This is a genomic window from Lentilactobacillus kefiri, from assembly GCF_007989105.1.
Classification (GTDB): domain Bacteria; phylum Bacillota; class Bacilli; order Lactobacillales; family Lactobacillaceae; genus Lentilactobacillus; species Lentilactobacillus kefiri.
In genome coordinates, this window is record NZ_BJVK01000035.1 from 1 (window position 1) to 20,295 (window position 20,295).

Below are 20,295 nucleotides of genomic sequence, written 5' to 3' on the forward strand. Positions count from 1 at the left end.
TTGTTACAGTTTAAAATTAACAGAAGGTTAAATCTAGGTGATTAAGTGTTTGAATATAATGTAAAGCGTCACACATGTTCAAATATGAATTCGATGATTCACTATTGAATACCTGGTGGAGTAATTGAAAAGGGTTATGTACAGAGGTCGCTTGTAGTGGGTCTGAGAGATTCATTTCGAATATCAAATTGATGTGATATCAAGTTGATGAAAGTTGTAAATGAAGTGAAAGTTTCAGAACTTCAGAGTTTCAAGGTTCACTAGTTTTAAGCTTCAGTACCTGCACGATAGGTTTATGTAACACGAAAGAAGCAGTTGTACAAGGTTTCAAAGTTTCACGAAGAACCAAAATATTGATCACACGGCAAATTTATCAATAAAGTAAAAACGTGAAAAATGATTAATGTTTGCGGCAGTTGGATCAATAAATAGTTAGATTGAGGCGATAAGACATTAAGTTTTTAATTAAGTGGGTATCAACCCCAAAGTTCCCTTCCGCATAGGATTTAAACTTGCAGTATCAAAGCGAGTTTGAATCCTATTTTTTGTAGAGTGCGACGAGACCCGGGAGATGCGGTTTCTAAGGGGGCCTGTCTGAAACCCAGGTTCTGGGTTTTGGACAGGCCCCCTTAGAAGTTAGCATCTGGGTCGTCGGAGCACGTTTCGGCAAGGTAGGGGGAAATGCGTCGGAGCACGTTTCAGCAAAGTAAGGGGAAAACATGCTGTTAGTAGGCAGCCAAGCTTCAATCCGACCATCGGAGGATAAAAACCATCCACAAAACACCCCCACAAACTAAAACCACCAACCAGCTTCAATAAAAAATACATAAGTTCCACCCCATCAACCAAAATTTCCAGTTTACGAGATCCGAACACTTTGATATAATGTAAGCGCAATCAAATAAGTAAAAGGTATTACTTACTGCTATGTAGACATATTTATTTACAGTTCTTTCTGGAATGCGGTATTCTATTCACATAGATTATTTTTGCATAATAAGTTTTGAACTGGAAAGGAAGTTTCTGATGAACTTTCGTCGAGTAATTGTACTTGATCTGGCTTCACTGGGAATTGGTGAATCCAGCGATGCTAATCGATTTGATTCTGTTGGTGCCGACACACTTGGTCATATTGCAACCCTGGAAGGATCCAACTTTCAACTGCCCACGTTGAGCAGACTGGGACTGGGTAACATTCGGTATAGTGATCCGGTTGTCGGACTGCCACCAGTTGAAGATCCCATTGGCTTCTTTGGTAAGATTCGTTCCAAAAGTGAAGAAAACTCAAAGTTGAGTGGCTTGCGGGAAATGTTTGATTTTCAAACGGCAACCCGAACAACCAGTGTCATTGACGCCATCGTTGGCCTGCTGGGCGTTCACTCAATTTTGATTAGTGATTACCAAAGCTACCTTTCCAATCAAAACCAAGCTGAAGTCATTCCGGTTAATACAGATGACGCCGGCTTTAAAGAACTTCATCAGCAGGTGATTGCACCTAATAATGGGCTGCTTTATTACCGGACGTTGGGGCTGCAGGAAAATGCCATATCTGGTAACCGCCAGGGCTGCATCGATTCGTTGAAGACGGTTGATCAGCATTTGGCCCGCTTGATGCGTGAATTGTACAGCACGGATTTGCTGATCATCACTTCAACATTTGCCAACGATCCCGCCTTGGATGTCACGCCAACCCGGGAATACCTGCCATTGATTGCATACACGTCTTCGTCACCCGAGGGAAAAGCCCTTGGAATTCGACGAACACTCGCAGATGTGGGGGCCACAATCGGTGAAATCTTTGGCCTCGAAGTTTCCAATGAATCAATTGGGAGCAGCTTTCTTGGTGAACTGAAATAGTTCATCACAATTAATTTGGGTTTAATTCATAAAACCAATTTCATAACAGAGGGGGATAGCTAATTCGTAGCTTTGTTGTTTAGCAATTATTGTCGTTAAAATTCAGAAAAGAGGATTTCAGAATATGCAAATAACATATTTACTGGTCAACATTCTGGGTGTCTGTGTATACCTTGGAATTGCGTTCTTGTTTTCAAACAATAAGAAGCACATTAATTGGCGTTCAGTCGCTGTCGTTTTAGTTATTAACCTTGTTCTTGCATGGATCTTAACCAGCTTTGAATGGGGCCGTGATGCAGTTAAAGCTGCCGCTGACGGATTCAACTGGTTGGTTCAAGTTGCCTACCAAGGTATCAATTTTGCCTTGCCTAACTGGGTAACACCACAATTTGGCGGAACTGCCAAATCAATGAACTTTGTCACCAGTGCCTTACTACCAATCCTGATGATTGTTCCATTGTTTGATACTCTTACATATATTGGAGTATTGCCATGGATCATCAAATGGGTCGGCCGTGGACTTTCATTTGTTACCGGCGCTCCAAAGTTCGAATCATTCTTTGCTGTTGAAATGATGTTCTTAGGAAACACTGAAGCACTTGCCGTTTCATCACTTCAATTAAAGCAAATGTCAGCAAAGCGTAACCTTACTTTGGCTTTGATGTCAATGTCATGTGTTACTGCTTCAATCATCGGTGCTTATACCCAAATGGTTCCTGGCCAATACGTTTTGACCGCCGTTCCATTGAACGTTTTAAACGCCTTGATTATTACCAGTTTACTGAATCCTGTTAAAGTTACTCCTGAAGAAGATACCATCGCCAAGATGGGTGGTTCAGGTACCAGTGAAGCCGCTGTTGAGTCAGGCGATGTACAAGCTGACGGCAAACGTGAGCCTTACTTCTCATTCTTAGGTGACTCAATTCTTGGTGCCGGCCGTTTGATCTTAATCATTGCTGCCAACGTTATCGCCTTTGTTGCTTTAGCCGCATTGATCGATAAAATTTTGGCATTGTTCAACCCATGGTTGTCATTGGAACATATCTTAGGAATCATCATGTTCCCATTTGCATGGTTAATGGGTCTGGATGTCAGCCACGCATTCCAATTCGCTCAATTCATGGGTATGAAGTTGGTTACCAACGAATTCGTTGTTATGGGTAAGATTGCCGGTACTATCAACAACCTCAGCATCTTCCCAGCTCACTACCAAGCACAATTAACTGTCTTCATCACTTCATTCGCCAACTTCTCAACTACCGGTATGATTATCGGTGCCTTCAAGGGCTTGGTTGACAAGGAAAAGAATGACTTGATCAGTAAAAACGTTGGTACAATGCTTCTTTCAGGTATCTTGGTATCATTGATGTCTGCCGGAATCGTTGGATTATTCGTTTGGTAATATTTTCAACTAGAAAGTTAGGTTTTATTTTTGGATAAGTTACAAAGAGAAGAGGAGGCAGCTAATCGGCTGCCTCTTCGTGAGGCTATACGAGACAAAGCAACCGTTAAACGAGAAATTATTGCTGGAATTACCGGATTTTTTGCGATTTCCTATATCATTATCGTTAACCCGATGATCTTGAAGGATGCAGGAATTCCGACTGATTTAAGTGTCTTTGCGACAATTATTTCTTCGCTGGTCGGTTGTTTGATAATGGGATTTTGGGCGAATGCACCCGTTATTCTTACCCCTGGGATGGGGGTCAATGCCTTCATCACCTACACAGTTGTTGTCGCGATGGGGTTATCCTGGCAGGAAGCCTTAGCCATCTCGATCGTAGCCAGTGTGATTTATGTCATCATTGCATTCACCAAGCTGAGTACGATTTTGGCAAAGGGAATCCCGGATACGTTAAAGGCGGGAATTACCGCTGGAATTGGCTTGTTCCTGGTGGAAATTGGACTTGAGAAGGCCCAACTGATTCAGCAGGGCAAAAATTCCATTCTGGCACTTGGTGATTTGACGAAGCCGGCGACTTTATTGGCGCTGTTTGGCCTGTTGCTGACACTGTTCTTATTTGTCCGCAACATCACAGGCGGTTTCTTCATCGGCATTTTGGTGACATCGATAGTGGGCATCTTGTTTGGGATTAAAGATCAAGTATCCCCATCCGTGGGAATTGGTGATATTACCAAATATTCTGCGATCGTTGCCAAGGGTAATTTTAGCCATGCACTCACAATTCCATTTATTCTCGCCGTGTTTTCGATGACCATGATTTTGGTATTTGAGTCGATGGGGCTGCTGGAAGGCATCATGCCGAACCCCAAGAAATTCAAAAAAGCGTTTGAGGCCAGTTCCGTCACCAGTTTTCTTTCCGGAATTCTGGGGACCAGTCCAACTGTTGCGGCTGCCGAAAGTGCTTCGGCAATTGAAAGTGGCGGTCGAACCGGCCTGACTTCAATTGTTGCCGGAATCATGTTTGCCGTTTCCCTGTTCTTTATCCCACTGCTTTCATTTGTTCCCCAAGCAGCGATTGCCCCGGTTATTATCATTACGGGGGCATTGATGATGAACCAGCTTAGTCGGATTAATATGTTTGATTTCTCCGATTGGTTCCCGGCATTTCTGATTGTCGTATTGATTCCATTTACCAGCAGTATTTCAACTGGCTTGGCATTTGGATTCGTCGTTTATCCAATCTTAAAAATTGCTGCGGGCAGGCAACGTGAATTGACTGTCGCAACTTATGTATTAGGAGTTTTATTTTTATGTGATTTGGTACTGAGTGCCTTATTATAGAAGTAGCAGGTGAGCGGACTTTGCGGTTCGCTTCTTGTTAATCAAAAATTGTAAGCGTTTGATATTTAAAAATACTGTACTGGAAAGGAACTTATTATGACCATCAAAATTATTATGGATACCGATCCTGGAATTGATGATGCTGCCGCATTGACCATGGCACTAAATGATCCGGAGATTGACGTTAAATTGATCACCAGTGTCGCTGGTAACGTGACCGTTGACAAGACAACCAAGAATGCCTTGAAGATTGTCCGCTTCTTTAATAAAAAGGTGCCGGTTGCTGCTGGTGCCAAACAGCCGCTGATCAAGGAATTTGAAGATGCTGCCAGAATTCATGGTGAGTCGGGGATGCCTGGTTATGATTTTCCGGAAGACCTGCCAAAGCCTTTGAATATGACTGCGGTTGAAGCTTTGCGTAAAACGATTATGGAAAGCGACGAAAAGATTACGTTGGTGCCAACTGGTTCATTTACCAACATTGCGCTGTTGTTCAGTGAATATCCTGAAGTTAAGGATCACATCGAACGAATCGTCGCAATGGGTGGTTCCCTTGGCAAAGGCAATATGACCAGTGCCGCTGAATTTAACGTCTTTACCGATCCCGATGCCGCTCGGATTATGTACAACTCAGGCATTCCAATAACCATGGTCGGCTTGGATATTACCATGAAGGCTTTGCTGACCCCTGATTCTCTCAGCAAGCTTGAGCACCTGAACGAAGCCGGCAAGATGCTCCACGACATCGTTATTCATGATGGTGATAATAGTTTAAACGGAATCGCCATGCACGATGTCAACACCATCTTCTATCTGCTTCATCCTGAAGCAATCAAGACCGAGAAGATGTGGATCGACATCGTTACTGATGGCCCAGCCATCGGTGAAACGGTTGGCGATATCCGTGGTGCTTACCATGATGGCAAGACCAATGCAAATGTTTGTGTCGATATTGACGCGGAAGCATTTAATAAGTGGTTCCTGGACGAAGTTTCTAAGATTAATATGTAAATTTAAATTTGAGCAGTTGGGCTTTTGGCCTGGCTGCTTTTTTGTTACCATGAAAATTTCTTCGTTTACAAATATCGATTGGGTGTATCATATAGCGGAAGGGAGGTTACTGAGATGCAAAATACTTCGAATGAGAATCAAGTCCTTTATCAAGAACTGGTCACTGAGAAGCAAGCCGAAGAGAAAAAATCGACTATTCGCACTTATAGTCTCATCTCAATGATCTACATGTTCCTTGGAGAATAGATTGTTGATTATATTGTGGTCGAATCACCATTAAAATTTTGACTAGAATAAAATTAATAATCCGCCTTTTAAGCAATCACTGAGCTGGTTGCTTTTTTGATTTATATCGATTTAAATAGAATTTTTCTCAGCGATAAATAAATTTGAAAATCATGTTAAAATTAGTATGTATGCACAAAACAAATGTCCGTGAATACCTTGTCAGTCTAGTCATTTTAAGGTAAAGTATAATAAGACGTGAAACAGATTGTTTCACATATCGGGAGAAATAATAAATGAACAATGATCAATTTAAAAAAGCTCTTTTGGATAAAGGTATCGAAGTTACAGATCAGCAAATGGATCAATTCGATGCCTATTTTAAGCTGTTAGTAGCCGTTAACGAGCATGTTAACCTGACGACGATTACAGAAAAGCCTGACGTTTATCTCAAACATTTCTATGATTCCATAACTCCAGCCTTTTTTGTTTCACAGATCCAAACAGAGCCGTTATCCATTTGTGACGTGGGGGCGGGCGCCGGATTTCCGTCACTGCCGCTAAAAATTTTATTTCCCCAATTGAAAGTCACAATCGTTGATTCATTAAACAAGCGGATCAATTTCTTACAAACATTAGTCGATAAGCTGCATTTAACCAACGTTGAGTTGTTCCACGCACGGGCTGAAGAGTTTGGTGCCAAAAAGTCGGAACATCGTCAGCAGTTTGATCTGGTGACTGCCCGAGCAGTTGCCCGGCTCACAGTACTGAGTGAACTCTGTCTTCCACTTGCAAAAGTCGGCGGCAAAGTCGTTGCACTCAAGGCTGCCAAAGCTGAAAGCGAACTCTCAGATGCCAATCCGGCTATTCGTTTGTTGGGCGGAAAAGTTTCCGGTGATTTTGAATTTACATTGCCGGTTTCTGACGAAGAACGCCATATTATCGTGATTGATAAGGTTAAAGATACCCCTAAAAAGTATCCAAGAAAGCCGGGAACTCCTAATCGGGAGCCCCTGGATCAAATCAAATAATGAGGAGGGATGAACGATGACATATGTAATCGCGCTTGCCAACCAAAAAGGCGGGGTCGGTAAAACGACGACTGCGGTTAACTTGGGTGCCGGCATGGCCACACTTGGAAAGAAGATTCTCTTGGTGGATGCCGATGCACAAGGTAACGCAACCAGTGGTGTCGGTGTGTCCAAAGCCGATATCAAGAAGGACATCTATGATGTTTTGGTCAATGAAGAACCAATGGCTGAAACAATCGTCCATACATCGCACAAAGGATTGGATATTGTCCCGGCAACCATTCAGCTGTCCGGTGCAGAAATTGAACTAACCCCACAGATGGCGCGGGAAACCCGATTGAAGGCTGCGTTGGATGCGGTTAAGGACCAATACGATTTCGTCTTAATTGATTGTCCACCCTCACTTGGTTTGATTACCATCAATGCCTTCACTGCCAGCAATTCGATCTTGATCCCGGTTCAAAGTGAATACTATGCTTTGGAAGGATTGAGCCAGTTGCTGAATACCATTCAGTTGGTCAAAAAACATTTCAATCCAAATTTGAAGATCGAAGGCGTGTTATTAACCATGTTCGATGCCCGGACCAATTTAGGCGAACAGGTTAACACCGAAGTCCGCAAGTTCTTCAAAGATGAAGTTTATGACACAATTATTCCTAGAAACGTTCGTTTATCGGAAGCACCAAGCTATGGTCTGCCAATCATGGATTATGACCCCACGTCAAAAGGTGCCGAGAAATACATGAATCTGGCAAAAGAGGTGTTGGCAAACCATGGCGAATAAGAAGAAACCAACGGGGCTTGGCAAGGGAATTGAAGCCTTGTTTCAAGACAACAACGTTGATACAAGTAAAGAAGACGTTTTAGACATCAAAGTCGCAAACATTAAACCCAACCCATATCAGCCACGGCACCGATTTGACCAGAAGGCCTTGGAAGATTTGGCCCATTCAATTAAGAACTCGGGTGTTTTCCAACCAATCATCGTCCGTCAGCCGGATCCTGAAGTTGAATCTTTTGAGCTGTTAACCGGTGAGCGTCGTTTAAGAGCGTCAAAGATTGCCAAGAAAGAAACAATTCCCGCAATTGTCCGCAGTGTCAACGAAGAACAGATGATGGAAATTGCTGTAATGGAAAACTTACAGCGTGAGGATTTGACCACCCTTGAAGAAGCCGAAGCCTATAACATGCTGATGAGCCGTTTGGATTTGACTCAGGCACAGGTTGCCAGCCGATTGGGCAAGAGCCGTCCATACATCGCCAACTATCTTCGAATCCTTGGATTGCCAACTGAAGTTAAAAAGATGCTGGAAGACAAGAAGCTGTCGATGGGACAGGCGCGAACCCTACTTTCCGTCAACAACAAGCAGGAATTAATCAAGCTGGCCCGTAAATCAGTCAATGATTCAATGACTGTCCGTCAGCTTGAACAGGCTGCTGCCAAGATCAACGGCACCAAGCCTTCAAAGAAGAAAAAGACGACCAGAAAGTCACCATTTGTCCGGGCATCCGAAGGTCAACTTCAAGAAAAGTTTGGCACACCGGTTTCAATCGTTAACTCATCTCGTAAAAAGGGAAAGGGCAAGATTGAAATCGAGTACACCTCAACTGATGATTTGAACAGAATCCTTGAGATGTTTGGCGTCGACCTGGATTAGTCGTAACGGTTGCTGGTTGAACGTTTGTCCGTTGTTTAGCCGAAATGTGTGTTCCGATAATTTCCCTCGGCAATACACGTTGTACAGAAAGGGAGCCTTCATATGTATGATTTAAACGACTTAGTTGAAATGAAAAAGCCCCATCCATGCGGTACCAACCGCTGGCAGATTATTCGAATGGGTGCAGACATTAAGATTCAATGTACCGGTTGCGGTCATATCGTGATGATGCCCCGAAGAGAATTTGATCACAAATTAAAAAAGATCCTTGAAAAAGCTGAAAAATAAACCAGAAAGAAGAGTTGTTGAATTATGGCATTAACTGCAGGAATCGTTGGATTGCCAAACGTTGGAAAGTCAACACTGTTTAACGCAATTACCAAGGCCGGAGCTGAAATGGCCAATTATCCATTTGCCACCATTGATCCAAACGTCGGAATGGTTGAAGTTCCCGACAAGCGTTTGGACCGGATTCAAGAATTAATTCCAGCCAAAAAAGTGGTTCCAACTACATTTGAATTCACTGATATTGCCGGAATCGTTAAGGGTGCCAGCAAGGGTGAAGGACTTGGTAACAAGTTCTTGGAAAACATTCGTCAGGTTGACGCAATTGTCCACGTTGTCCGGGCATTCGATGATGACAACATCACCACTGTATCAGGCAAAGTGGATCCATTAGACGATATTGACACAATTAATTTGGAATTGGGAATTGCTGATTTGGACTCCGTTAACAAGCGTTTGGGCAAAGTTCAACGGGCAGCCAAGGGTAGTGATAAGGAAGCCAAGGCTGAATTAGCTTTGCTTGAAAAGATTAAGCCGGTTTTGGAAGACGGCGGCTCAGTTCGTTCAATTGATTTTGACGAAGATGAACAAAAGATCGTTAAAGGCCTCTTCCTGTTGACCAGCAAGCCAGTTCTGTACGTTGCCAACATTGCCGAAGATGATATGGCTGATCCAGAGCATTCCAAATACTTCCCAGAAATCAAGGAATTTGCTGAAAAGGAAGGCGCAGAGGCAATTGCCGTTGCTGCCGGTCCCGAAGAAGAAATTGCTCAGCTTGATGACGATGAAAAAGCTGAGTTCCTGGATGCAGAAGGGGTTAAAGAACCCGGCTTGAATCGCCTTATAAGAGCTTCATACAAGCTCCTTGGCCTGCAAACGTTCTTCACTGCAGGTGGTAAGGAAACTCGTGCCTGGACGTTTAAGAAGGGTACCAAGGCACCTCAAGCAGCCGGTATCATCCATTCTGATTTTGAACGTGGATTTATCCGTGCCGAAGTCATGGCATTTGATGATTTGGATAAATTAAAGACCCCTGCCGCAGTCAAAGATGCAGGTAAGCTGCGTCTTGAAGGTAAGGACTACGTCATGCAAGATGGCGACATTGTTGAATTCAGATTTAACGTTTAGGAAGTTCAATAGAAGGAGTGAAGCTAGTGAGTAGCAACAACGATGAAACAGCAAAGCGCAGTGCGAACAGCAAAGCGCGTGAAAAGAATGCTCAAGTTCATCAAGACCGGGATCATGCGGCAAAAATTGTCCATTCCCAGTTTGATAACATTGGGTTAACCAAGCGGAATGCCGAGTACATGTTTAAATTTAACCAGGCACTTGGTCCAACGAAATTTTCCGCAGAACAGAAGAAGACAATTATTCAATCAATGGTTCAACAGTTACTTGATGGTCAAAAATCAGGTAAGACGGCCAAAAATATGTGGGGAACTGTCGATCAAAAGCTTCAAAATACGGTTCATCCACCGGCACGTCCTGCTGATCCCCGTAGAGATTACTGGAAAAACGCAGGGTACAATGCTGTCCTGTTCCTGACCATCTTCTTCTTGATGTACGGTGTCTTGTACTTCCTGCCAACCAAGGGCGGTCAACATTCACCTATGATGGGGATTACTGGGATTTTAATTAGTGCGGCCATCGCCGGACTTGGAATTCCAGTTGTAACCATGATGTTCACTCCAGGAGTTAAGCACAAGTACTCCGTCTGGATTCGAATTATCCTGGTTATCCTATTCCTGATTGTCTGGATGGGAATCTTTACGGTGTCATCAATCTTGCCACCAATCATGAATCCGGTCTTGAACCCAATTGTCTATATTGTTTTGGGTGTCCTCTCCGGGTTGGCATCATTTTATATCAAACGCCGCTTCCGGATTACCGGCGGTGTGTTCTAAACTTAGCTAAAACATTGAATAATAAGGCTTTTCAAGCGCTATGGCGTTGGAAATGGCCTTATTTTTTTATCCTTCTATCAGTAAAACACGAACATTAATCACCAAAAATATAAAAAAATTGTCAGACGGCGAAAAAACATGAACAATAAGCTTTATTTATTCGGAAGAGTCGTGTATAATCAATACAATTTCAAAAAACAAATTGCTTAACAGGCTATACACTTTTATTAGAAATAAATGAGAATCTTTTCAGATTCGTTGATTATGTAAAATGAAAATGATAAGTTATTAAGCAATCAACATTAAAAAGGAGCGAGATAGATGGTTAGTTGGGATGAAAAATTCGGTAAAAAAGGTTTGACGTTTGATGATGTGCTGTTGATTCCTGCAGCGAGCGATGTTTTACCAAATGATGTGGATTTATCAGTACAATTGGCAGACAACTTAAAGTTGAATGTTCCTTTTCTGAGTGCCGGAATGGACACTGTTACCGAATCGAAGATGGCGATCGCATTAGCTAAGCTTGGTGGATTAGGTGTTGTTCATAAGAATTTGAGTATCGAAGATCAGGCTGCTGAAATTGCAAAGGTTAAGGCAGTCAAGAAGACAGCCGATACCCCTAATGCAGCGGTAGATGACAATGGTGCATTGTTGGTTGCCGCAGCGGTTGGTGTTTCATCCGATACTTTTGACCGGGCTGCCGCTTTACTTAAAGCCGGTGCCGATGCAATCGTTATCGATACTGCCCATGGTCATTCAGCAGGTGTTCTTCGGAAAATCGCTGAAATCCGTGACCACTATCCAGACACAACTTTGATTGCCGGTAACGTTGCTACTGCTGCCGGAACTGATGCACTTTTCAAAGCAGGTGTTGATGTTGTCAAAGTTGGTATCGGCCCTGGTTCAATTTGTACCACCAGAGTTGTTGCCGGTGTTGGTGTTCCTCAAATTACCGTAGTTTACGATTCAGCAAGTGTTGCCCGCAAGTGGGGCAAGTCAATCATTGCCGATGGCGGAATCCAATATTCAGGTGACATTGTAAAGGCATTAGCTGCCGGTGGTAACGCCGTTATGCTTGGTAGTGTCTTCTCTGGAACCGATGAAGCACCTGGTGACGTCTTTGAAGATCATGGCAAGAAATACAAGTCATACCGTGGTATGGGTAGTGTTGCTGCCATGGAACAACAACATGGTTCAGCTGACCGTTACTTCCAAGGTGGTGTCAGTGAACCCAACAAGTTGGTTCCTGAAGGTATCGAAGGTGAAACTGAATATAAAGGCAGCATCAACGACATCGTCTTCCAGATGGTTGGTGGCCTTCGTTCAGGAATGGGCTACACTGGATCAGCAACAATCAAAGATCTTAATGACAATGCCCAATTTGTCCAAATCACCAATGCCGGTTTGAGAGAATCTCATCCGCATGATGTTAACATTACTAAAGAAGCTCCTAACTACAAACCAGAAGCATAATAATTTGAATTCACCTAAAGGTCAGTCGCCTATGCGGCTGGCCTTTTTATATTGTCGCAGGATGCAATCTGGTCATTCATGATAACCAGAAACAAACCAGTTCAACCTATAATAGAAACGTTATATGCTGAAAGTGACGGAGGGGCTGATAGAATGCTGAAACAACTTATTAAACTCACGAATAGTGTGTTAATCGCGTTTTCTTGTATTGTAATGGCGTCACTTTGCGCCCATGCGGCAACACCCGTGACCCCTCATGGGACTGCCCGCTTTCAGACCAATACCGCCACAATTAATGTCACCCAAAATTCCCCCAGATATCAAGCGGTTTGGACGCGGGCTGTCCAGGCATGGAACCGAACCGGCGCGTTTACGTTTCAAATCACCAACAATTCCAACGCCCAGGTCACAACCAAGATGAATCCGGCCCTTGGATCGGGGTACAGTGGGATGACTTATTTAACAACCGATTACCAAAATTACATAATCAACGCAGAATGTGAGATTAATAATCTGGCATTACGAAACAATCACTATGCCCGATTTGAATGGGTTAACGTTGCGGAACATGAGCTGGGCCACGCGATTGGATTAAACCACAATCCCGGCAAGGCGAGTGTCATGTACGCGTCAAACCGTTCGTATAGTATTCAAAGAGTCGATATTGAAGGGGTTAACCAGCTTTATGCAGGCAGCCCAGCACAAACTTCACTGGGGATGAAGAGTAAGCAGATCATTGATCCGGTCGCTGATTCCGGGGACATTGAAAGCCCAACAGTCGATCCGGAAACGTTTGGCATCATCATTGAAAGAACGTTGTGGCCGGTTCATTACGTGGATTTGGCACATCATATCGTTCGTGAAAATGGGATTCTCAAACGGCTGGCTTATCCGCTCTATTGGTAAAGTTTCACCAATATTTTGAGGATTTATCAATTTTATGCCTAAATAGGAGTATCATAATTCTGGTAGCAACATTTACATTAAAGGCAGGGGGCTTACCGTTGGACTCACAAAACGTTCTCGAACGGCCATTTATCACCATTACAAATTTAATCTGGAGTTTCGACCATATCACCAATCGGGTGAACATCTTGCTGGTTAAACGCGATCACGAACCCTATAACAATTATTGGGCATTGCCGGAAACCTTTATGAGAGCGCAGGAAAGTGCCGAAGAAGCTGCATTGCGTCTGGTTCGCGAAAAGATCGGGATGGACCTGTCAGGAAGCCACACCGAACAGTTGGCGACCTTCACCAATCCACTTCGAACCCCGGGTGAGCGAGCTTTATCGTTGGCCTACATGACATTTTTGCCGGATAAGCCACAGCTAAAAGCTGGTTATGGCGCATCGGATGCCCGTTGGTTTACGATGGGGTATTCTCAAAAGACCTATTCATTCAGTGATGCTCAGCAGACATTTCAATCAACCGACTGTCCGGTTCAGCGCACGTATTATAAGGAATTTGACGGTACCAATGCTGATCCGGCCAAGCATCTGGCATTCGATCATGAATGGATATTAAAAGTTGCTTGTGAACGGATTCGAAATAAGCTTGATTATCAGCCGAACATTTTACTGATATTGGGCGGCAAATTTACCTTGAAAGATGCTCGCAGAGTTTATTCGCCATTTTTGAAAGTCACCGTTGAACAAATCGATAATTCAAACTTTAAAAAAAGTCACCGGGAACTCTTCACAGACCTTGGATCAAGCGAGGTTAACGGGCCTGGGCGACCTGCTCGATTATACAAATTGGCGCATTTGCGAGCTTAAAGCCTTGAAATTTCTGGTTATAGGTTGTAACGTAGAATAAAAGTTTTAAATACTTTTATTTTAACGAATTAAAAGTTAAAGCTACTTTAAATATAAAAAGAAAGTGTCTGAATAATATGAATAATTTATCAATGCTGACAGATTTATATGAATTTTCAATGGCTAACGGTTATCGTCAAACCATTAATGATGAGCAAGGGGTCTTTGATGTCTTCTTCCGAAAAGTGCCAGATAATGGCAGTTTTGTTATCGCTGCCGGGTTGGAACAGGCTGTTAAATCACTTCAAAACTTTTCCTTCAGTGATAGCGACATTGAATACCTGCGTTCGTTGAATCTATTTCAAGAGAACTTTTTGACGTATCTAAAAGATTTCAAATTTGACTGCAAAGTATCTGCTATTCCTGAAGGAACCCCAGTCTTTCCAAGAGAACCATTATTGACGATTCAAGGACCGTTGCTGCAGACGCAATTATTTGAAACTATGGTCTTAAACATCTTGAATCACCAGTCATTGATCGCCACAAAAGCCCGCCGAATCACTTATTCAGCCGGTGGCCGTCCCGTCATGGAATTTGGTGCCCGACGTGCTCAGGGACCTGACAGTGCGACTTACGGTGCCCGTGCGGCCGTTATCGGTGGCTGCAGCAGTACTTCAAATGTTCTGGCTGCCAAGAAGTTCGGAATTCCTGCAGCGGGTACGATGGCTCATGCATGGATTGAATCATTTCCAGATGAATTGACATCATTTGAGAAGTGGGCTGAAGTCTATCCCGACAATGCCGCATTGCTGGTCGACACCTACGATGTTTTAAAGTCCGGTGTTCCAAATGCCATCAAAGTCTTTAAAGAATTGAAAGCTAAAGGCCACAAACCGGTTGGCATTAGAATTGACTCCGGTGATATTAGCCAACTTTCAAAAGCTGCCCGGAAGATGCTTGATGACGCTGGCCTTCCAGAAGTCAAGATCACAGCTTCCAACGCTTTGGATGAACACGTTGTTGCTTCACTTTTGCTTGAAGGGGCCCCATTGGACAACTTCGGAATTGGTGAGAAATTAATTACGAGTGCTTCATCTCCTGTATTAAGTGGTGTTTATAAACTTGCCGCAATTATTCAAGACGGCAAGATGACCCCTAAGATCAAAGTAAGTGCCACTCGTGAAAAGGTTACATTGCCTGGACTCAAGCAGGTTTACAGATTATACGAACCTGGTACCGACAAGGCATTTGCCGATGTCATTGCGCTTAGTGACGAATCGTTGGATCAACCAATCACGGTTGTGAAGGCTAATCCACTTGCAACCAAGCGTGAGCAGCGAATTGAAAAATTCGATGCCAAGCCTTTGCAGGTTGAAGCATTGAACGGCACTGACTTAAAGATGAAGCTACCTGGTGTCTTTGACATTCAAAAATATTCCAAGCAAAAGCTCACTGAGATTCCAACCGCTACTCAACGGTTGATTAACCCTGATGAATTTCCAATTTATATCACGACCAAGTTGGCCGACTTGCAGGAAAAGCTGCTCGAAGCCGATGGCCAGTAAAGTTATTTAAAATAAACATGTTTAGGAGCCCTGAAAGTGATTCTGGGGCTTTTTGTTTTGCCCATTCGTCAGTTATTTAAATCCACGCGGACAACCGGGATCACAATGCACGCTCTTTTAAGTCTTTTTTAAGCTTGGCCTGCTAGTCTTGTAAACGTTGTGTAACGGCCTTACAGTTGCAGTTCATACATGGTTGTTGAATTTGTTAAAAAGTGTAGAATCAGAACTGAGTGCTAATTTATGAAGCAATGCACATAATAATGATAAAATAATAATAAACAATACGATAATGAGGTTAAGTTAATTATGAAAATTTTAGTTGTCGATGATGATAAAGAAATTGCTCAACTGCTTGAAATATATATTCGAAACGAAGGATACGAACCAGTTTCTGCTTATAGTGGTCAGGAAGCTCTTACACGTCTCCGGACTGAATCAGATATTGGTCTGATGATTTTGGACATTATGATGCCTGGCATGAACGGAATTGAAGTTGTGAAGGAAGTTCGTAAGGACTCGCAAATTCCAATTATCATTTTGTCTGCCAAGACAGAAGATATGGATAAAATCCAAGGCTTGATCAGTGGTGCCGATGATTATGTCACCAAGCCGTTTAATCCGCTGGAAGTCATGGCTCGGGTTAAGTCATTGCTTCGCCGAACCGAAGAGCATGTCACCAACGATACACCTGATGTTTTGGACATTGGACCGTTGACGATCAACAAGGATTCTCATGAAGTTAAGACGATCACTGGAACACCGATTCAATTGACTGCTTTGGAATTTGGTATTTTATACCTGTTGGCAAGCCATCCCAACCGGGTCTTTTCAGCTGACGAAATTTTTGAACGGGTATGGCGTCAGGAAAGTATCGTTTCAGCCAAAACCGTCATGGTCCATGTGAGCCACCTGCGCGACAAGATTGAAGAAGCAACCAACGGTGAGAAAGTTATTCAAACTGTTTGGGGTGTGGGTTACAAGATTGAATCCCACTAATCATCTTTAATTTTGAAATGGGGGTTATTGCATGAAACTAACCGGTCGTGAGAAAACCGAACTGTTCCTGGAAGGAATTGTGACGGTGATTTTGCTGTTGCTTTTAAACCTTTCAATTATCATCTTGATTAACCAGTCGATTTACACCAACCCCGGACTGCGGGATGGTATTTTTATCATCAAGCGGTCGATCGTTATTGGCCCTGATCACATGCATCTTTGGAGCTGGGAAAACATCTTCATCATGCTGATGGTCTTGTTTGACGCGGCCATTGTCTACTGGCGGTTAATCAGACGTTATCATCAAATGCAGCTGAGGCACATTATCAGTGAATTGCATTACATTGCCAACGGTCATTTGAATCACCGAATTCCATTTAAACTGAGTGGGAATACCCAGTCGGTTGTTGAAAGCATTAATGCTTTGGTTGATAGTGTTATCAAGTCAATGAACGAGGAACGGGCAATTGAGAGTTCCAAAGATGAATTGATTACCAACGTCAGCCATGATTTGCGGACGCCCTTGACGTCGATTTTGGGGTATCTTGGCCTGATTCGCGATAAACAGTATCACAGTCAGGAAGATTTACTGAAGTATACCGATATTGCCTATTTAAAGGCCAAACAAATGAAGTCGTTGGTTGATAATCTGTTTGAATATACCAAAGTCAAGCAGACCGGAACGCCACTGTCCATCAGTAAGATTGATCTCAATCAAATGATGGAACAGCTGGTTGCCAGCTTTGAATTGGAAGCCGATAAGAGCGGATTGGCAATTTCTGCAAAAGAAACCGACAAGCCGTTATACATTGAGGCCGACGCGGAAAAGCTGGGCCGGGTCTTTAATAATTTGATATCCAACGGAATTAAATACGGTAAGGGCGGTCATCATATTTACTTGAGTGCCGCAGTTGGCCAACCGGGTGAAGTTGTCATTCACGTTGCTAACGATGGCCCTCAAATTCCAAAAAAATCATTGAATCAAATCTTTGAGCGTTTCTATCGGGTCGAAAGTTCTCGAAACAAAGAAACTGGCGGTTCAGGATTGGGATTAGCCATTGCTCAAAGTATCATCGATCTTCATGGCGGGTATATCAACGTTAGTTCGGACGAAGGTCTGACAACGTTTGCGATTCACTTGCCAGTTAAACACGGGGACAAATTAAGCAAGCCAGCCCAAAAACAAGCTGCCGAATAAGGGGAGAACTTTATGAAACATCGTTTTAGTTTATTCATCGCCTTAATGGGCTTTTTTTGCGTTCTGGCGGTGTCTGTTCCAGCCAGTGCCAGCAGTAATACCAGCCCAGACATTTATGCAAAGGCAGCGATTGCTGTTGATGCGCAGACCGGACAGATTTTGTATCAAAAAAATGCCCACCAGCCGCGGGCAATTGCATCGATTTCCAAATTGATGACTGTCTACATTGTTCACCACGAAATTAAGCAGCACAGGCTGGCATGGGGTGACAAAGTAAAAATTACCTCTGCACTTGCCCGCTTAAGCACGGCATCCGGCCTCACCAATGTGCCATTGAAAGCCGGCCGGTCCTACACGGTGCGCGAGTTGGTTAACGCGACGCTTGTCGCATCTGCCAACGCTGCGGCACTTGCATTGGGCCAGAAGGTTGCCGGTTCATCGACCAAGTTTGCGGAATTGATGAACCAAACTGCACATAAAATGGGAATTAAAGATGGCAAGTTCTATAATGCCTCGGGCCTGACCAATAAGCTGACCGGCAAGTTGGCTTTGCAGCATGTCAGCGCTAATGCGGAGAATATGTTGTCTGCAAGTGATGTTGCCTTAGTGGCAAAAAACTTGTTGAAGCAGTTCCCAAAGGTGACGCATATCACCAAGCAGACCAGCGGCACGTTCTATGGCACCCAGATGTCGGGACATAACCAGTTGATTGGCGACAACAACATAGCCAAAGGCGTTCAAGTTGATGGTTTAAAGACCGGTACGTCTGACAAAGCCGGGGCCTGTTTCGTCGGCTCGGCAACTCAGAAGGGGAAGCACCGAATTATCACCGTGGTTCTTGGTGCCCGAAATAAAAGTGCCAGTGATCCGGCCCGATTTATCCAAACGGCTAAATTAATGCGCTCCGTTTATACCACCCAGCATCCAATTAAGATTGCTGCAGGAACAAAGATTTCCGGCGTTGGCAAAGTTCAAATTCCCGACGGTAAACAGGAATCGATCACACCGGTTACCAAAGCCACAAATTTGGTATGGGCTGCGAACGCAACGAAGCAGAACCATGTAAGTGGCAAGTTTGTTAAAAAACCGGCTAAGTTGGCTTCACCAACCAAAAAGAATACGGTTGCCGGCAAAGTTCATTTGAGAATTAACGACAAGCGATTGCAATACATTGGTAAGTCCACTGGCGATTTTGTGATGGTTACGAAAAATTCTGTAAAAAAAGCAAATCCGTTCGTTCGCTTGTGGCGTGCGATATTGAGACTGTTTTAGAATTGATTTTCACAAAAGGTGTTTATTAATTGGACCATATCCCATATAATTGTCTTTGGAGTGTTTACAATATTTTTACACAAATGTTACGAGTGTGTGAAATCATTTTAAATGGAGGAATCCTTTTTGGGAAAAGCTGTAGCAAAATCGAGGGCGAAACTTCCATATTGGCGAAGAATTCTTGATGCATCTTTGCCTGTAGATTTAAGTTATATTCCAATTGGGCTAGCATGCGGTATTTTGCTCAACGCATCCGGCTTTAATGTTTGGACCACACTAATGGTGTCGGTTATGGTCTTTTCCGGTGGTGCTCAATTCTTGATTGCCTCTCTTTTGGCAACCAATTCCCCAATGCTTTCAGTAATTTTAATGATGTTCTTCCTGGAACTTCGTTATGCATTGCTGGGGTCCAGTCTTTCTAAGTATCTGCATGGGGAATCACTGGGATTTACCGCACTTTTTGCGGCATCTATGAATGACGAAAATTATGCACTGAACTATTTGAAATTTTCAACCGATAAGAAGTTCACACCGCGTGAAGCTTTACATGTTGAACACATGACACTGGCGTTTTGGACGGTCAGCAACCTTATCGGAAGTTTGATCGGCAGTGCAATCAATATCGATTTGACGATTGTCCATTTTGCTTTAACCGCATTGTTCCTTTACATGATTGTGATGCAGTTGAAGAATGGGCTGATTATTGTAATTTGTATTTTGTCAGGATTTTTGGCGGCCTTTTTCATGGTGATTACCAAATCGACTTTGGGCTTGGTACTTTCAACACTTACGGCATCGTTCATTGGGTTCATGGCAGAAGCAACGATTCGGAAGTTCAATCAGCGAAGTCGTTGGCTTAAGTCAATGAAGAACCCAGCCGGATCACCAGATGACACCGACGAAGATATTAATGACTAGGAGCTATCTTTATGGAATGGAACACGACACAACATGTATGGTTAGTTTTAGGGTGTTTTTGCGTGGCTTTTGCGCCACGGTTAATTCCCCTAATGTTTTTTCGTACACGAAAAATTCCAAATTGGTTTAACGAATGGATGAGATATGTTCCAATTTCGCTATTTACGGCGTTGGTTGTAAAGGACATTTTCATCTCGCCTGAGTACACGGTCACCGTTGTGAACCGGGCACCTGAGATGATTGCGGCCGTGATTGTGATTGGGATTGCTTATTGGACGCGTTCCATGGCCATTTCAGTTGTCTTGGGACTGGTTGCTGTCTTCTTATTGGCAATGGTTGTTTGACGATTTAAATTTACATACAAAAAGGCTGCCGACATAATTGCCGGCAGCCTTTTTC

20 protein-coding genes are annotated in these 20,295 nt (G+C 43.4%); all 20 read left to right on the forward strand.

What is annotated here, in order from left to right:
- Positions 1–1,026: 1,026 nt before the first annotated feature.
- The 20 genes from LKE01_RS09715 to LKE01_RS09805 all read left to right on the forward strand — a co-directional run bounded on the left by LKE01_RS09715 (position 1,027) and on the right by LKE01_RS09805 (position 20,240).
- The gene (locus LKE01_RS09715; RefSeq protein WP_054769591.1) at positions 1,027–1,857 is read left to right on the forward strand and encodes an alkaline phosphatase family protein; all 831 of its coding nucleotides are present in this window, start codon (positions 1,027–1,029) and stop codon (positions 1,855–1,857) included.
- 124 nt (positions 1,858–1,981) lie between these two features.
- On the forward strand, positions 1,982–3,259 hold the full coding sequence (locus tag LKE01_RS09720; protein ID WP_054769592.1) for a NupC/NupG family nucleoside CNT transporter: 1,278 nt from the start codon (positions 1,982–1,984) through the stop codon (positions 3,257–3,259).
- Positions 3,260–3,289: 30 nt separating this feature from the next.
- Positions 3,290–4,603: an NCS2 family permease gene (locus tag LKE01_RS09725; protein WP_056981123.1), complete on the forward strand. Its 1,314-nt coding sequence runs from the start codon at positions 3,290–3,292 to the stop codon at positions 4,601–4,603.
- Positions 4,604–4,699: 96 nt separating this feature from the next.
- Entirely contained in the window at positions 4,700–5,614 is a 915-nt protein-coding gene (rihC, locus tag LKE01_RS09730) for a ribonucleoside hydrolase RihC (RefSeq protein ID WP_056981125.1), read from the forward strand.
- Between the two features lie 114 nt (positions 5,615–5,728).
- Complete coding sequence (locus LKE01_RS12330; RefSeq protein WP_261907173.1) at positions 5,729–5,860, forward strand: hypothetical protein; 132 nt, start codon at positions 5,729–5,731, stop codon at positions 5,858–5,860.
- A gap of 275 nt (positions 5,861–6,135) precedes the next feature.
- Positions 6,136–6,870, forward strand: coding sequence for a 16S rRNA (guanine(527)-N(7))-methyltransferase RsmG (rsmG, locus tag LKE01_RS09735; protein ID WP_054769593.1), 735 nt, complete (start codon positions 6,136–6,138; stop codon positions 6,868–6,870).
- A gap of 16 nt (positions 6,871–6,886) precedes the next feature.
- Positions 6,887–7,654 carry a ParA family protein gene (locus tag LKE01_RS09740; protein WP_054769594.1) on the forward strand — a complete coding sequence of 256 codons (768 nt, stop codon included), beginning with the start codon at positions 6,887–6,889 and terminating at the stop codon, positions 7,652–7,654.
- Positions 7,644–8,528, forward strand: a complete 885-nt coding sequence (locus tag LKE01_RS09745; RefSeq protein ID WP_054769595.1) for a ParB/RepB/Spo0J family partition protein — start codon at positions 7,644–7,646, stop codon at positions 8,526–8,528. Before LKE01_RS09740 ends, LKE01_RS09745 begins: the two co-directional genes overlap by 11 nt.
- A gap of 102 nt (positions 8,529–8,630) precedes the next feature.
- A complete protein-coding gene (locus tag LKE01_RS09750) occupies positions 8,631–8,816 on the forward strand; it encodes a DUF951 domain-containing protein (protein ID WP_013727415.1) in 186 nt (61 codons plus the stop codon).
- Positions 8,817–8,840: 24 nt separating this feature from the next.
- Complete coding sequence (gene ychF, locus LKE01_RS09755; protein ID WP_056981127.1) at positions 8,841–9,941, forward strand: redox-regulated ATPase YchF; 1,101 nt, start codon at positions 8,841–8,843, stop codon at positions 9,939–9,941.
- Positions 9,942–9,967: 26 nt separating this feature from the next.
- Positions 9,968–10,717 (forward strand): DUF1129 family protein, encoded by a 750-nt coding sequence (locus tag LKE01_RS09760; protein ID WP_056981129.1) that lies wholly within the window; start codon positions 9,968–9,970, stop codon positions 10,715–10,717.
- Between the two features lie 321 nt (positions 10,718–11,038).
- Positions 11,039–12,190 (forward strand): IMP dehydrogenase, encoded by a 1,152-nt coding sequence (guaB, locus tag LKE01_RS09765; RefSeq protein ID WP_054769596.1) that lies wholly within the window; start codon positions 11,039–11,041, stop codon positions 12,188–12,190.
- A 153-nt stretch (positions 12,191–12,343) separates the two neighbouring features.
- Entirely contained in the window at positions 12,344–13,096 is a 753-nt protein-coding gene (locus tag LKE01_RS09770; RefSeq protein ID WP_056981131.1) for a matrixin family metalloprotease, read from the forward strand.
- A gap of 98 nt (positions 13,097–13,194) precedes the next feature.
- A complete protein-coding gene (locus tag LKE01_RS09775; RefSeq protein ID WP_225364697.1) occupies positions 13,195–13,968 on the forward strand; it encodes an NUDIX hydrolase in 774 nt (257 codons plus the stop codon).
- A 116-nt stretch (positions 13,969–14,084) separates the two neighbouring features.
- Complete coding sequence (locus LKE01_RS09780; RefSeq protein ID WP_054769599.1) at positions 14,085–15,512, forward strand: nicotinate phosphoribosyltransferase; 1,428 nt, start codon at positions 14,085–14,087, stop codon at positions 15,510–15,512.
- A gap of 306 nt (positions 15,513–15,818) precedes the next feature.
- Positions 15,819–16,508 (forward strand): response regulator transcription factor CroR, encoded by a 690-nt coding sequence (croR, locus tag LKE01_RS09785; RefSeq protein WP_013727423.1) that lies wholly within the window; start codon positions 15,819–15,821, stop codon positions 16,506–16,508.
- Positions 16,509–16,539: 31 nt separating this feature from the next.
- The gene (locus LKE01_RS09790; protein WP_056981133.1) at positions 16,540–17,706 is read left to right on the forward strand and encodes a sensor histidine kinase; all 1,167 of its coding nucleotides are present in this window, start codon (positions 16,540–16,542) and stop codon (positions 17,704–17,706) included.
- 12 nt (positions 17,707–17,718) lie between these two features.
- Positions 17,719–18,978 (forward strand): D-alanyl-D-alanine carboxypeptidase family protein, encoded by a 1,260-nt coding sequence (locus LKE01_RS09795; protein ID WP_056981134.1) that lies wholly within the window; start codon positions 17,719–17,721, stop codon positions 18,976–18,978.
- 111 nt (positions 18,979–19,089) lie between these two features.
- On the forward strand, positions 19,090–19,896 hold the full coding sequence (locus LKE01_RS09800; RefSeq protein WP_370444195.1) for an AzlC family ABC transporter permease: 807 nt from the start codon (positions 19,090–19,092) through the stop codon (positions 19,894–19,896).
- An 11-nt stretch (positions 19,897–19,907) separates the two neighbouring features.
- Positions 19,908–20,240 carry an AzlD domain-containing protein gene (locus LKE01_RS09805; RefSeq protein WP_056981136.1) on the forward strand — a complete coding sequence of 111 codons (333 nt, stop codon included), beginning with the start codon at positions 19,908–19,910 and terminating at the stop codon, positions 20,238–20,240.
- Positions 20,241–20,295 lie beyond the last annotated feature (55 nt).

What these genes read in the sequence shown, in the direction of transcription:
- rsmG (WP_054769593.1), top strand. Translation starts at nt 6,136, where the DNA reads ATGAACAATGATCAATTTAAAAAAGCTCTTTTGGATAAAGGTATCGAA.
- LKE01_RS09790 (WP_056981133.1), top strand. Translation starts at nt 16,540, where the DNA reads ATGAAACTAACCGGTCGTGAGAAAACCGAACTGTTCCTGGAAGGAATT.
- rihC (WP_056981125.1), top strand. Translation starts at nt 4,700, where the DNA reads ATGACCATCAAAATTATTATGGATACCGATCCTGGAATTGATGATGCT.
- LKE01_RS12330 (WP_261907173.1), top strand. Translation starts at nt 5,729, where the DNA reads ATGCAAAATACTTCGAATGAGAATCAAGTCCTTTATCAAGAACTGGTC.
- ychF (WP_056981127.1), top strand. Translation starts at nt 8,841, where the DNA reads ATGGCATTAACTGCAGGAATCGTTGGATTGCCAAACGTTGGAAAGTCA.
- LKE01_RS09745 (WP_054769595.1), top strand. Translation starts at nt 7,644, where the DNA reads ATGGCGAATAAGAAGAAACCAACGGGGCTTGGCAAGGGAATTGAAGCC.
- guaB (WP_054769596.1), top strand. Translation starts at nt 11,039, where the DNA reads ATGGTTAGTTGGGATGAAAAATTCGGTAAAAAAGGTTTGACGTTTGAT.
- croR (WP_013727423.1), top strand. Translation starts at nt 15,819, where the DNA reads ATGAAAATTTTAGTTGTCGATGATGATAAAGAAATTGCTCAACTGCTT.
- LKE01_RS09780 (WP_054769599.1), top strand. Translation starts at nt 14,085, where the DNA reads ATGAATAATTTATCAATGCTGACAGATTTATATGAATTTTCAATGGCT.
- LKE01_RS09770 (WP_056981131.1), top strand. Translation starts at nt 12,344, where the DNA reads ATGCTGAAACAACTTATTAAACTCACGAATAGTGTGTTAATCGCGTTT.
- LKE01_RS09805 (WP_056981136.1), top strand. Translation starts at nt 19,908, where the DNA reads ATGGAATGGAACACGACACAACATGTATGGTTAGTTTTAGGGTGTTTT.
- LKE01_RS09795 (WP_056981134.1), top strand. Translation starts at nt 17,719, where the DNA reads ATGAAACATCGTTTTAGTTTATTCATCGCCTTAATGGGCTTTTTTTGC.
- LKE01_RS09720 (WP_054769592.1), top strand. Translation starts at nt 1,982, where the DNA reads ATGCAAATAACATATTTACTGGTCAACATTCTGGGTGTCTGTGTATAC.
- LKE01_RS09750 (WP_013727415.1), top strand. Translation starts at nt 8,631, where the DNA reads ATGTATGATTTAAACGACTTAGTTGAAATGAAAAAGCCCCATCCATGC.
- LKE01_RS09715 (WP_054769591.1), top strand. Translation starts at nt 1,027, where the DNA reads ATGAACTTTCGTCGAGTAATTGTACTTGATCTGGCTTCACTGGGAATT.
- LKE01_RS09740 (WP_054769594.1), top strand. Translation starts at nt 6,887, where the DNA reads ATGACATATGTAATCGCGCTTGCCAACCAAAAAGGCGGGGTCGGTAAA.
- LKE01_RS09800 (WP_370444195.1), top strand. Translation starts at nt 19,090, where the DNA reads ATGGAGGAATCCTTTTTGGGAAAAGCTGTAGCAAAATCGAGGGCGAAA.